Genomic DNA, 13,250 nt, shown 5'->3' with positions numbered 1-13,250 from the left:
ATGCTCTTCACATTTCTAAGCAAATGCAATGTGATGTTTATCGCAAAATTATGATTCTTTTTCTAGGCGAATTAAGTTTAATGTAGTTATATATCATTAAGTTAATGATTATTCACTCATCAATTATGGATTTCTCGTACTCGCAATAGCCATGAGTGGCTGGCAGCATCATTAATTAGGACACCTTATCGGTTTGCAGAATTGTCTGAACTTAGCCTTTGCCACTTTTTCGTCTGCTCAGCTTGTGAGCTTTTTTTGTGAAACGAAATCAGAATGCACTCCTCAGCATGGCACTGGCTACAGTAATGTAGTCGCTGATTTTACTGGTGTTATTCGCTGACTTGCCCTTAATACTCTAAAGTTAACAGTTGTTGGCATTTTAAAGGAGCAACTGATGACAATATTGGGAAATAGAACACTGGGCTATAGCTTGAGTGGCCTGTTATTTAGCGTATTTGTTTCGATGACCGCCCTTGCCGCTCCGGCGGTGACCGTAACGGAATTACAGGATGGATTGGATCATCCATGGTCACTGGCATTTCTGCCTGATAATGGGGGAATATTAATCACTGAGCGTTCTGGGCAATTACGTTTATGGCAAGCAGGGAAGCCACTATCAGAACCTTTAAAGGGGGTACCAGAAGTCTATGCCAAGGGGCAAGGTGGTCTGCTAGAAGTGGCATTATCACCGACATTCTCTCAAGATCGCCGTATATACCTAAGTTTTGCTGAAGTGGGAAAAGAGGGTAAAGCGGGCACCGCCGTGGGTTATGGCCATCTTAATCCTCAGGGGACAGCCATTGAAAACTTCAAGGTATTCTTCCGCCAGCAACCCAAATTATCTACCGGCAACCATTTTGGTGGCAAATTAGCCTTTGATAAACAAGGCCATATCTTTATTACTCTGGGCGAAAACAATCAGCGCCCTACGGCTCAAGACTTAAGCCTACATCAAGGTAAAATCGTACGTCTGACACTTGATGGTAAGGTAGTAAAAGATAATCCATTTGCCAATAAGTCTCCGGCAAAGCCAGAGATCTGGTCCTATGGCCATCGCAATCCACAGGGTCTGGCGCTTAACCCATGGACTGAAGTAATGTGGGCTAATGAGCATGGTCCTAAAGGCGGCGATGAAATCAATATCCCGCAGGCCGGGAAAAACTACGGCTGGCCATTAGCCACTCATGGTGTTAACTACTCAGGTTTAGCCATTCCAGAGGCGAAAGGTACCCATGTCGAGGGTACCGAGCAACCGGCATATTACTGGGAGAAATCACCCGGTATCAGCGGCATGGCTTTCTATGACGCAGCCCGCTTCCCCACCTGGCAACATTCACTATTTATCGGGGCATTGGCACAGAAAGAGTTGATTCGCTTGCAGTTGGATGGTGACAAAGTGATCGCAGAGGAGCGTTTACTGGGTGATCGCGGTGAGCGTATCCGCGATGTCCGGGTCGGGCCAGATGGTTATGTCTATCTGCTAACTGATGAGAGTGACGGCAAACTACTGAAGCTAGGGCTGGCGGCGGACTCATCACCCAAAGCAAAATAAGGGTTTTGCCCCTAAAAAAGCCGGAGAACATCTCCGGCTTCTCACGTTATCACCGGTTAGCGGTCCGAAGAGGCCTGCCATAAATTAAGCTGACCCTCGGCCACATGCTGATCAATCTCACGTAACTCTTCAGCGCTGAAACTCAGGTTAGTCAGGGCTGCACAGTTTTCCTCCAACTGCTCTGGGCGGCTGGCACCGATCAATACCGAGGTCACACGATTATCTTTCAATAACCAGCTCAATGCCATTTGTGCCAATGATTGCCCACGTTGTTGAGCTAATGCATTCAGTGCCTTGATACTGCGCAGATTGGCGGCTGATAACATATTTTCCTTCAACGAGCCGCCCGCTTCTTTTTTCATTCGAGAATCATCGGGAATGCCATTGAGGTATTTCCCCGTCAACAGCCCTTGAGCCAATGGGGTAAAAGCAATACAACCCACTCCCTGTTGCTCCAGCGTATCTAACAAATGAGTCTGCTCAACCCAACGATTCAAAATATTGTAGGAAGGTTGATGAATAAGCAGCGGAACCTTCCATTGCTGCAATAGCTCGACCATTGTGGCGGTACGCTCAGAAGAATATGAAGAAATCCCCACATAGAGTGCCTTGCCACTTTGTACCGCCTGAGCCAGTGCCGAGGCGGTTTCTTCCATTGGCGTATTTTCATCTACACGGTGCGAATAGAAGATATCAACATAGTCCAGCCCCATGCGCTGTAAGCTTTGATCCAGGCTGGCAAGCAGATATTTGCGCGAGCTGCCCGCACCATACGGGCCAGGCCACATGTTATAACCTGCTTTGGTCGAGATTATCAGCTCATCACGGTAAGGCTTAAAATCGTCGTGCAGCAATTTACCAAAATTTTGCTCGGCAGAGCCAGGAGGTGGGCCATAGTTGTTGGCCAAATCAAAATGAGTAATCCCTAGGTCAAAGGCTTTGCGCAATAATGTACGTTGCGATTCTAATGTATTGTTAAAACTGAAGTTATGCCACAGCCCAAGCGATAACGCCGGAAGCTGTAAGCCACTTTTTCCACAAAAACGATATTGCATTTGGTTATATCGGGAAGGGTCTGCTTGGTAGGGCATGATGGCTCCTGTCTCTGCTTATCGGATTTCTGAAACGGCATTTCTATTTTAACGCTATCCTTTGTCCCTGCAAGTGATACCCCCCACGCAATCGGTATAAAGTGCTATCGTTGGCAGCAATAGCAATATAGTTTCACTAGGGAACAATACAGAAGATGAACTATATTAACTTCCGGTTATCTTCTTCACCGATCTTCATTTTATTTATATTAGTTCCGCGGATTAAACTCGAATAAAACATAATACTTAAGGCCGATAACTCGCCATATTCGAACGATCACGTAGTTTATTTATACTACAATTATTCTTATTCTGACGAATTACCATTGAGGGGTTTGTTATGACTGCAATCGATGTAATGTGGGTTGGATTTGGTGGCGGTATCGGATCACTTTTACGTTGGTGGATAGGGCTGAGGGTTGGCAAAATATATCAAGGTAATTTTCCCCTAGGTACTTTTTTGATTAATATTTCTGGTGCCTTTGTTATTGGATATTTGAGTATTCTCTTTAGTGTTGACTGGCGTGATCGCTATGGCGACTTAATCAATGCAGCGGTACTAACCGGTATTCTTGGCGGTTATACCACCTTTAGTAGCATGCAATTGGATGCAGCAAAACTGGCCACTGCTCGTGGTAGAGCAATGGCTGCTGGATATTTAATTATTTCTGTCATCGTCGGTCTGTCAGCAGCGGCATTGGGTGCCTGGTTGGCTTATTAATCAGAGGGAAATGTTATGCTAAATCTTATTATTTTAGTCTTTGTTGGTGGTGCTTTTGGTGCCATGTGTCGCGAGTTTATTATGTTATCCGTGCCGCGACTGGCCGACGGCTTCCCAATGGATATTTTTGTCGCCAACATTATTGCAGCATTTTTATTAGGGCTGACTACCTCTTTATTTAAAAAAGATAAAATTAACCAATATGTGCATTTGATGGTCGCAACCGGGATCATGGGCGGTCTTTCAACCTTTTCCAGTTTTGTCTTTGGTGCGGTCGAAATGATGAGGAACCCTACAGGAATTTTAGTCTCAATCTGTTATTTGGTCGCCAGCCTGATCATAGGCTTCATCGCTGTTGAATTAGGTTTGATGATTGGCCCTAAAGAAAAACCAAAAGACCCACATGCAGCTACCCAATAAAATACTCTCCAACAATAAAACACCCTCAATGCTGAGGGTGTTTTTGTGTACTACTGCAGATTAAGCTCGCCAGATCAATCTAACTTCTGACAGTTACCAAAGAACATCTCCGTAATAAGATCGTTATTAATGGTATCGCCATTCAGAGTCCTAACCAGTAGTTCACTGCCAAGCAACGGCAATGAGAACACCATATCAGGATTTACCCGTTTAACTTTTTTCATATTCTGGCTTTCATTCACTAATGCCAGCGTCTTGGTGGACTCACCCGCAATTTCTTTGGCAGCTAAAATGGTAAAGGTATTATCAGCATCACTGTTACATAAGGCGATAATATATTTTGCTTTAGCCGCACCTGCCAGTTGCAATGTCGCAACCGATGATGGGTCGCCCTCGATAATATCTGCATCGGAAGGAAATTCATGCTGGCTACCGACGGCGCAAACCACAGTAACCTCATCACCCCGGTCACGTAGACCATTATAGACATTCAGTGCCAGGGAGTTGGTACCGACAATAATAAAATGATTTTTACGTTCCACGTGAGAAATCCTACCTTTAACTATACGTTTGATATTATTACTGATCATCGGTCCGGCAATAGAAGAAATTGAAGCAGCAAAGACCGTTATACCGGAAATAATCACCGTAAGAGTAAACATCCGTGCCAGCGTAGAGTGAGGAATAATATCCCCGAATCCCACTGTCGACATACAAACGATCGCAAAATAGAAAGCCGTAGGTAAATCGGTAACGGCCGGAGCAAACTCATCCCCCATATAGAGCGTACCGAGCATGCTATAGACGATCAATGATGCAATACTGACGACCGCAAAGAAGGTACCGCTGCCGAGGCTGTGATAATCAAAATCGCGCCAATAAAAAAGCAAGGCAACAATAATCACAAGAGAATAAGTCGTCAGCGTATTATGATCTTTAAGAATAAAGAGATTGATAGCAACGATAGTAAACAGCAATAACACGGTGAAAAACCATGCAATGCGGGTTCTCATCGAAAGTGCGATTGCCATCAATATCAATACCAGACCGATCATAAATCGAGGAATTTCAAATAATTCAAGAAAACTTAATGCCTCCTTCCATGTACTGAAATTGTTTACAGCATCGGTTGAATGAGATATCGCCCGCAACAGCACTGGGCTTAAGACCAGATATCCATTTATTGCCACCAGAATAGCGAGGCAAAGTGGTATCGAAACTTTAGACTTAATTTCCTGTAATATTTTCATCAATAGAGTGACTAAAATTGTTATAGGTGAATTAAGTATAGATAAAAAATGAGAAAAATCATGGTTAAGTAGAATTATTTTTGATGAAAATCAAATAATAGTTGTATTTAATCGTGGGTTATTTGCCCTCATTTGTAGCTGCCTAATATTCACGGAGTGTAATTAAAATAAAGTAGTAAAATAACATTCATTACCATTCCTAGATAGATTACATCTATAATATATAAAGCCCACTTTACACATTGTAAAGTTATCCATACTGGATGACCAATTATATAATACGTTTAATTAATGGCGTTAATGCCATTAATATATAATAATACAGCAGCACTCAGGAATAGAACATTATCCTGAGTCGCCATAGCTGAGTGATATACATCACCCTTAGTTTAACTTTGTAAATATTCAATGATATTTGACAAATAAATAAGGAAATAAGCATGTCCTTCAAATCACTTCGTAATATTGCATTGACTGGTTTACTGCTTTCCGCTGCCGCAACAACCTTTGCAGCAACATCTACAACCACTAAAGCAACGGGCACGACCCCGAGTGATATGACCTGCAAAGAATTCCTCGATCTGAATCCTAAGTCATTTACTCCGGTTGTGTATTGGGTATTGAATGATGATACTCAATATAAGAAAGGCGATTATGTTGATCTGCAAGAAACTGATACTGTCGTGACACCGAAGGTAGTTGAAGTATGTAAGAAAGCACCTGAAAGTAAACTTTCTGAAATTAAACAGGATATTGTAGGTTTCGCTAAGAAACATATGTAACTTGTAGGTGCGCAACGTTAAACACAGAGTCGCGAAGTAAATAAGGCGCTAATTAACTTTAAATGTTTAATTAGCGCCTTATTTTTGTGATAAATGTAAAGTTAACGACTAACACTCAACTTATCATAACCTCGCACATAATAATTAACAGCCGAAATTATCCAGCATAATATAAACATGCCTATTATCCAGTAACCAATCTCGCCTAAATTCTCACTAATATTATTAATCGGCGTCCAGACTCCTCCGGTTAAATTCATTTTGTCTGCAATCAATCCTAACGCTTCAATCCCACCGATAAAGAAAGCAATAATAACCGACGCTGCCGTAATGGTAATATTATAATACAATTTTCGCACCGGTTTAGAGAAGGCCCAACCATAGGCACCAATCATGACAAAATTATCGAGTGAGTCGATCAATGCCATACCCGCTGCAAATAAAATTGGGAATACCATAATGGACCACAAGTTCATGCCATGAGTAGCACTGGCGGCAGAAATCCCTAACACCCCCACCTCGGTCGCCGTATCAAAACCCAAGCCAAATAAAAACCCCACCGGATACATGTGCCAACTTTTATTGACCATATTAAATACGCGTCTGAAAACTCTGGCCAGCAGCCCCCCATTGTTGACGACTAAAAGATCCAGTTCTTCTTCTTGATAAACATGGCCCGCTTTGACTTGTTTAAATTTTTTATACACTGAAAGCAAGATAGTTAAATTGAGAAAAGCGAATAGTAATAAAAATACCGATGACACCAGCGTACCAATCAACCCACCGGTTTCATGAAACCACGCCATATCATCTTTAAATGCCATAGCCGTCGCGGCAATAGCCAGCGAGGCTAATATCACAATAGTAGAGTGGCCGAGCGAGAAAAAAGTCCCGACAGCAATCGGCGTTTTACCTTGTTGCATAAGCTTGCGAGTAACATTATCAATAGCCGCAATATGATCCGCGTCAACAGCATGGCGCAGGCCAAAACTGTATGCCAGAAAAGCCATCCCCATCAGTACCGCATTATCATTAAATTCGGTAAAAGCCCAAACCCAAGCTAACCCATTAACTACCAGCAAACCGATAAGCAGATAGATGGCGTGGCGTTTGGTTTGCTGATTACCAAACGCCACTCTTTTTTCTGTCACTGTCGTCATGTTCGCACTCCAGATTATTTTCAGCCGTATAGCGATCAAATGTTCAGAGCAAAACGTCCAGAGCGGAATAGTTATTGTCGATGTGCTGGCATCACATCTTTATTCGGAACCAAGAACAGCCATGAAGCTAAAACAAACGGCATGGTCAGTGTTGGAATACCAATCGGTAACAATAAGGTATTCAGCGCCCCCTGAACCAACACGGTAAATATAACCCCCACAATGGTGTAAGCCAGCACACGCCAACTGGGTTTATTAAAGGTCGAGCCCAGAGCTATCGCGGTCAATACCGCACTGAAAGCATAAAGCCCGGCGTTAATATCATGGGGATTAGCATCTAGAAAAGCGGCGGTGAGGATGGCTAATATCGCACCACAAATGGCAAAAATAGCCGCCCACAAAGATTCCACCGCCAATCCGATAACAAATAGAATCCCTCCGACCAGGCTACTGAATAAGAATACCTGAGAAATACCGTTAAACATGCTGACAAAAGTATTGCCGCCACCAAAGATGCTCCCGGATTCCAATATAAATTGATGTGGCAAAGCCGGTGTGGGTAATGCGCTACTGTGCAAACCGCTAAAGGCGTAACTTGCCAGCAGAATCATCCAAGTGGTGAACACGAAGGGTGCCGTTAATGCCGCGACTTTCCAGGTTTTTAAAATATCGGCAATACACACGGTGGCGATTACCGACACGATACTGCCTAGCACAATGCAAGCCCATACCACCGGAGTTGCCATTAAAAATGTCGGGAGAGCCGCGCCAACCAAGCACCCATTATAGCCATACAACCCCGCACGCCATGATTTACGGTCACGCATGGTTAAACCGGTAAGGGTGGCAACCACCGTACCTAACACACAGCCATAGGCAACAGCCGGGTTACCTTCACCATAAGCACCGACAAATATGGCAATAAAAAAGAATAGCCCGGTGAGTGGATTATTCTGGAACATTACCTGAGCACAGCCACGCAGAGTTGTATCAATAAATTCAATAAAAACATTCGAAGCGGCCAGTTGTGTCCAGCCAGATTGGTTATCTGTTTTTGCATTCATTATCTTTACCCTTCTTACTTGAAGCTGCAGCGGTGTTAGCTGCTCTCACGCACCCGAATCACTTACTGATGTAAGCTCATCGGGATTCATTCGTTTGCTGCCTTGCTGCTCTCGTTACTCGCCCATCCTTGGGCCTCGCCTCCATAATGTTGATTACCCAGCCTGAGTATTAGCGCCACAAAAACTGCGCCGGCAGCGTGATACCAAGAATCTCCTCACGAGCTATCTTCCAGAACTGGCGAATCTCCGCCTTCACTCCGCCGCTGTCGATACCCAGTGCTTTAAACACTAAACCACAGTCATTAGGTAAGCGTGTTGCCCCACTGGCGATACCGGCTTTAATGTCAAAATGGGCCGCCACCCGAGCCAGAATGCGGTCATGATGCTCTTTCGGGGTTAATAAAATCACGTTGCCGAAAGCATCAAATGTTTGCATCACACCAACAGCATCAAGACTCTCTGACTTCGGCTCCAGAACATATTTCTCAACAAATAGCTCTTTTCCTGCCAAATCATGGGCCGCCACTTTCGACGAATACACATCAAAGCCGAACCGTTCTTCGGCATGATGGTATTTACGCCCTGACATCAGTATTTCTGAATAAATTGCGCTTGCCGTCGGATGAATATTAATAGTGGTATCAGTAATAAAACGTGAATTACGATGTGGGATCAGCGGGTCCGGCATAAACTCCAGATAGCCTCCCTCTTCCACGGTGAAATTCTGTATCTGCGAGGCATAGTTCGCATTCATCATATGAACTTTGGTGGCCGACTGTGTGGTAACATGCGCGCAAGCTCCAGCCTCCACATGTATATCAGTTGCCAGCCGGTCCCCTTGTAAAATACACCCCGAGGTCGAAATCATGGTGACGCAAGGTAATTCAGGCATTTCTTCATCCCAGTACAGTGCTTTTTGTACCATCGACGGCACCCGTCTTTCCATTTCGGCCAAAATACTGCGATGCTCACGTTTGGCAAATCTCAGTTTGAGATAACCACTTTTCCCTACGGCCCCGCTACGCATCTGCACCGGTTCATCCTGATATCTCGCTAATTCCGGCGCGTTAACACCTAATGCGTGAGCGCGAACCCGTGAAGGTGTCTCCACGATATTCTGGCTCTGCGATGTCATGCATTTGCTCCTTCAGGCTGTACGTGAGTAAACAGAAAATCACGCATAATCATATCCACCAGCTCTTCAATCCCCTGACCGGTTTTACAGTTAGTCAAAATATAAGGGCGCGTACCACGCACCACTTTGGTATCACTTTCCATCACATCCAAACTAGCGCCGACATAGGGGGCAAGATCAATCTTATTGATGACCAGAATGTCTGCCTGAACCAGTCCAGGGCCATTTTTGCGCGGAATTTTTTCCCCTTCAGCCACATCGATAACATAGATATAGAAGTCAGCCAGTGCCGGGCTGAAAGTCAGTGTCAGGTTGTCACCACCACTTTCAATCATAATCAGGTCACTGTCCGGGAAACGCTCTTCCATCTCTTCTACTGCGGCAATATTCATGCTTGGGTCTTCACGCACCGCGGTATGCGGGCAGGCACCAGTTTCAACCCCAAGGATTTTCTCTTCATCCAAAATGCCTTTCAGGGTACGTTTCACCTGCTTGGCATCTTCTGTTGTCACAATGTCATTAGTAATAATCAGTGGCTTAATCCCCCGTTTAATCAGAATCGGGGTGATCACTTCGATGATGGCGGTTTTACCTGAACCTACCGGGCCACCAATACCAATGCGGGTAATCTTTTTGCGTTTATCGGTTGAATGGCTATTCACGGGGTAATCCTCTTAATTTTGATCTGGCTTTAGCTCTGCACTCGGTTAATACAAAACCAAGCACTCAGAATACAATTTATTAATCAGTTAGTTACTAAATAATCTGACGTGTGCTTTCACATGCACCGCCGCCAATACATCCACAATCGGCACATAAGAAGACATCTGGTCAATATCACCTATCTCGGCAATATCACAGAACGTCTCAATGTCATGGTTCAACTCAAACAAGATGCGCTGGGTGTCGAAATGGGTCACGCGCATCAAACGCATAGCCGCACTTAATATCGTCATCGCTACACCGTATTGATGCATAACCACCACTTCCCGCTGCCTTATCCCTTGTGCAGCCATAACTACCGCCTGAGTCACCGGATAGGTGCCTGCGGTATTGCCACTTTTTATCTGCCCCAGCCACCAACTGATCAGCGGGTGCTCCACCACATGGATAGACATCTCCGCCAATTTTTTCCCCATTCGGGTTGCCATCAAGCGGCTTTCTTCATTTAACTTACGATTATTTACTGCCCAGTCAGCACGGATGATGCCATCACTATCATCCGCCATTACGGCCCGATGGGCCGCGACAACCCCCATACCATCACAGCTCGCTGCCTGCTTTAACGCCGTCAGGACAAAGCCTTTTAATGTGGGCACGTCATGAACCACGCCGGTTTGAATGGCTGATTCCACACCATTGGAAAACGTAAAGGCCCCGACCGGCAGTACGGAATCACCAAATTGCATGATACGAATCAGATCTGATGCATTCATTGCGGTGCCTCCCTGCCTCAATCAGTGTTTATGGTCGCTATCATGATCACCATGACTGTGATCGTGGTCGTGGCTATGGCTATGACCTTCACCATGAGAGTGAATACTGTGAATATGTAAGCCAGAACCATGGGGTTCATCCAGAGGGCTGGCAACATGAACATGGGTATCAGTGTCTTCAGCGCCACCAAACAACAGCCGTGCTTCAGAGTTGGTCAGCAATGGCAGAATCTCTGCCCCTTTAACAAAACGGAAAGGTAAGTGCTGGAAGCCATGTGTTCGCATGACCGAGTCCATCATGGTGGTAGCAACCGTTAGAGGTACGTACACCTCATTATTTTTAGTCACCGCTTTCCAATGCTGATTACCCAATGCGTGGCCCAGTTCGAAGCAGGTTTTAATCAACTCATCCGCTGAACGGTTTTTCAGTTCACTCAAATCAATCACCATCACATCGCGCAAATGGATCTGCACCACTACTGCTACGTTGCTTTCTTCATCCCATGTCAGCACATCACCATCAGCAAGTACCACGTTCCTGTCGAGAGAAATACCGAGATCCAACCCCTGCATGGTGGATTTACGGCAGCGGCTTTTTTGCGCTTCCCGTTGATCCAAAACCAACAGATCAACAGTGGCATTTTTAAGTTTCGCCTGCCAAACCGGATCCTTTTTCACATTGCCAAGAATGTGCTCTATCAAAATCATGTTGTTGACTCCTTGCCTGTGTCAGATTGCCCACAGTAATGAAATCCTTTTCTGTATCATTCATCCAAACGCGCCCCCTCCTTGGCACTAAATAATACTTACTGTGGGCAAGCTGAATTCTGAAGTAACGGATTAGCGTCCAAACTTCCTATTAACCAAAGAAATAGCGCTGGTTCATTGATGCTGTTTCGATAGGTTCACAGGTGGCATGTACGCCATCCACTTTCACCGCAAAGGTTTCAGGGTCCACTTCAATATTGGGGGTTTGATCATTACGCACCAGATCATGTTTAGAGATGGTACGGCAGTTTTTAACCGCCATAACCTGACGTTCCAGCCCAGCTTTCTCTTTCACGCCATCGTCGAGAGCGGCTTGGGAAACAAAGGTGACGCAAGTGTCTTGCAGGGTTTTGCCCATCGCACCAAACATTGGGCGATAGAATACCGGTTGTGGCGTTGGTAATGATGCGTTCGGGTCACCCATCGCCGCCCAGTTGATCATGCCACCTTTGATAACCATTTTAGGTTTAGCTCCGAAGAAGCGCGGATCCCACAGTACCAGGTCGGCCATTTTACCTACTTCGACTGAGCCGATAACATGGCTAACACCCTGTGCAATTGCGGGGTTAATAGTGATTTTTGCCACATAACGTAGTACACGGAAGTTATCGTTATTCGGTGCATCTTCTGGTAATTTCCCGCGTGATGCTTTCATCGCGTTAGCGGTTTGCATTACACGTAGCCAGTTTTCCCCGACGCGCCCCATGGCTTGCGAGTCACTAGAGAACATGGAGATAACACCCATATCGTGCAGAACGTTTTCTGCTGCGATGGTTTCCGGACGCACACGGCTTTCAGCAAATGAGACGTCAGCTGGCACATTTGGATTGAGGTTATGACATACCATGATCATGTCGAACAACTCAGCCTGACTGTTGACACCGTATGGTAGAGTTGGGTTGGTTGAGCTTGGCAACACGTTAGGTTGGCTGGCGACGCGGATAATATCGGGTGCATGCCCCCCACCCGCACCTTCAGTATGGAAGGTGTGAATAGTGCGGCCTTCGAATGCATCAATGGTATCTTCCACATAGCCACATTCGTTCAAACTGTCGGTATGTACCGAAACCTGAATATCCATCTCATCTGCCATGCGCAATGAGTGGCGCAGGGCATTGGCGGTCGCACCCCAGTCTTCATGGACTTTATAGCCAACCACACCAGCAATGGCTTGTTCCAGCAGTGGACCACGTCCGTAGGAGTTACCTTTACCCAGAATACCCACGTTGACAGGCAGACCTTCGATAGAACGTAACATCTGGCGAATATTCCATGGCCCCGGCGTCACAGTTGTCCCGTTGGTACCATCGGTTGGGCCAATCCCGCCACCAAAGAAGGTTGCCACACCGTTGGACAGTGCATGATAAGCCTGCTGTGGGGAGATTAAATGAATATGACTATCAATACCGGCAGCGGTCAGAATCAAATGCTCACCTGAAATGGCATCAGTACTGACACCGACCACCATTCCTGGTGTCACCCCATCCATCACACCTGGGTTACCACTTTTACCGATACCGGCAATTTTGCCATCGCGAATACCGACGTCAGCCTTAATTACCCCTAAACGAGCATCAACAATTGTGACGTTGGTTATCACTAAATCCAGCACACCATTATCGCGGGTCAGATGGTTATTCGCCCCCATCCCGTCACGCAATGACTTGCCACCACCGTAAACGGACTCTTCACCATATCCACGCAGGTCTTTTTCGATTTCGATAAACAGATTGGTGTCACCCAAACGGATTTTATCGCCAGTCGTTGGGCCAAATAGACCCGCGTATTCTTGCCGAGAAATTTGAGGCATCTGTCGCTCCTTTCTTTTTCCGGTACGTGTAACTATAGAGTTGATTACACATATATAGCTG

13 protein-coding genes are annotated in these 13,250 nt (G+C 45.5%); 4 read left to right on the top strand and 9 right to left on the bottom strand.

What is annotated here, in order from left to right:
- Positions 1–394 precede the first annotated feature (394 nt).
- Complete coding sequence (locus tag A6J66_022110; protein PNM26606.1) at positions 395–1,552, top strand: PQQ-dependent sugar dehydrogenase; 1,158 nt, start codon at positions 395–397, stop codon at positions 1,550–1,552.
- 56 nt (positions 1,553–1,608) lie between these two features.
- On the opposite strand, the gene A6J66_022105 is transcribed toward A6J66_022110, so the two are convergent.
- A complete protein-coding gene (locus A6J66_022105; GenBank protein ID PNM26605.1) occupies positions 1,609–2,643 on the bottom strand; it encodes an L-glyceraldehyde 3-phosphate reductase in 1,035 nt (344 codons plus the stop codon).
- A 340-nt stretch (positions 2,644–2,983) separates the two neighbouring features.
- Here A6J66_022105 and A6J66_022100 point away from each other — a divergent pair, with 340 nt between their 5' ends.
- Positions 2,984–3,364 carry a CrcB family protein gene (locus A6J66_022100; protein PNM26604.1) on the top strand — a complete coding sequence of 127 codons (381 nt, stop codon included), beginning with the start codon at positions 2,984–2,986 and terminating at the stop codon, positions 3,362–3,364.
- Positions 3,365–3,379: 15 nt separating this feature from the next.
- Positions 3,380–3,784 carry a fluoride efflux transporter CrcB gene (locus A6J66_022095; GenBank protein PNM26603.1) on the top strand — a complete coding sequence of 135 codons (405 nt, stop codon included), beginning with the start codon at positions 3,380–3,382 and terminating at the stop codon, positions 3,782–3,784.
- Positions 3,785–3,858: 74 nt separating this feature from the next.
- Here the strand turns inward: A6J66_022095 and A6J66_022090 are convergent, their stop codons facing one another.
- Positions 3,859–5,034, bottom strand: a complete 1,176-nt coding sequence (locus A6J66_022090; GenBank protein PNM26602.1) for a voltage-gated potassium channel TrkA — start codon at positions 5,032–5,034, stop codon at positions 3,859–3,861.
- Between the two features lie 440 nt (positions 5,035–5,474).
- Between A6J66_022090 and A6J66_022085 the strand changes: the two genes are divergently transcribed.
- A complete protein-coding gene (locus tag A6J66_022085) occupies positions 5,475–5,816 on the top strand; it encodes an acid-resistance protein (GenBank protein ID PNM26601.1) in 342 nt (113 codons plus the stop codon).
- Between the two features lie 101 nt (positions 5,817–5,917).
- Here the strand turns inward: A6J66_022085 and A6J66_022080 are convergent, their stop codons facing one another.
- The 7 genes from A6J66_022080 to A6J66_022050 all read right to left on the bottom strand — a co-directional run bounded on the left by A6J66_022080 (position 5,918) and on the right by A6J66_022050 (position 13,189).
- The gene (locus tag A6J66_022080) at positions 5,918–6,976 is read right to left on the bottom strand and encodes a HoxN/HupN/NixA family nickel/cobalt transporter (protein PNM26600.1); all 1,059 of its coding nucleotides are present in this window, start codon (positions 6,974–6,976) and stop codon (positions 5,918–5,920) included.
- 71 nt (positions 6,977–7,047) lie between these two features.
- Positions 7,048–8,040 carry an urea transporter gene (yut, locus tag A6J66_022075; protein PNM26599.1) on the bottom strand — a complete coding sequence of 331 codons (993 nt, stop codon included), beginning with the start codon at positions 8,038–8,040 and terminating at the stop codon, positions 7,048–7,050.
- 169 nt (positions 8,041–8,209) lie between these two features.
- Positions 8,210–9,175 (bottom strand): urease accessory protein UreD, encoded by a 966-nt coding sequence (locus tag A6J66_022070; protein ID PNM26598.1) that lies wholly within the window; start codon positions 9,173–9,175, stop codon positions 8,210–8,212.
- A complete protein-coding gene (ureG, locus tag A6J66_022065; protein PNM26597.1) occupies positions 9,172–9,837 on the bottom strand; it encodes an urease accessory protein UreG in 666 nt (221 codons plus the stop codon). The genes A6J66_022070 and ureG overlap by 4 nt, the downstream gene beginning before the upstream one ends.
- Before the next feature lie 87 nt (positions 9,838–9,924).
- Positions 9,925–10,611, bottom strand: coding sequence for an urease accessory protein UreF (locus A6J66_022060; GenBank protein ID PNM26596.1), 687 nt, complete (start codon positions 10,609–10,611; stop codon positions 9,925–9,927).
- Between the two features lie 21 nt (positions 10,612–10,632).
- Positions 10,633–11,319 carry an urease accessory protein UreE gene (gene ureE, locus A6J66_022055; protein ID PNM26595.1) on the bottom strand — a complete coding sequence of 229 codons (687 nt, stop codon included), beginning with the start codon at positions 11,317–11,319 and terminating at the stop codon, positions 10,633–10,635.
- A 151-nt stretch (positions 11,320–11,470) separates the two neighbouring features.
- On the bottom strand, positions 11,471–13,189 hold the full coding sequence (locus A6J66_022050; protein PNM26594.1) for an urease subunit alpha: 1,719 nt from the start codon (positions 13,187–13,189) through the stop codon (positions 11,471–11,473).
- Between the last annotated feature and the right edge of the window lie 61 nt (positions 13,190–13,250).

This window comes from Yersinia enterocolitica, assembly GCA_002082245.2.
Classification (GTDB): domain Bacteria; phylum Pseudomonadota; class Gammaproteobacteria; order Enterobacterales; family Enterobacteriaceae; genus Yersinia; species Yersinia enterocolitica_E.
Note: the sequence above shows the minus strand (reverse complement) of the source record. Positions and strands in the feature narration are given on the sequence as shown.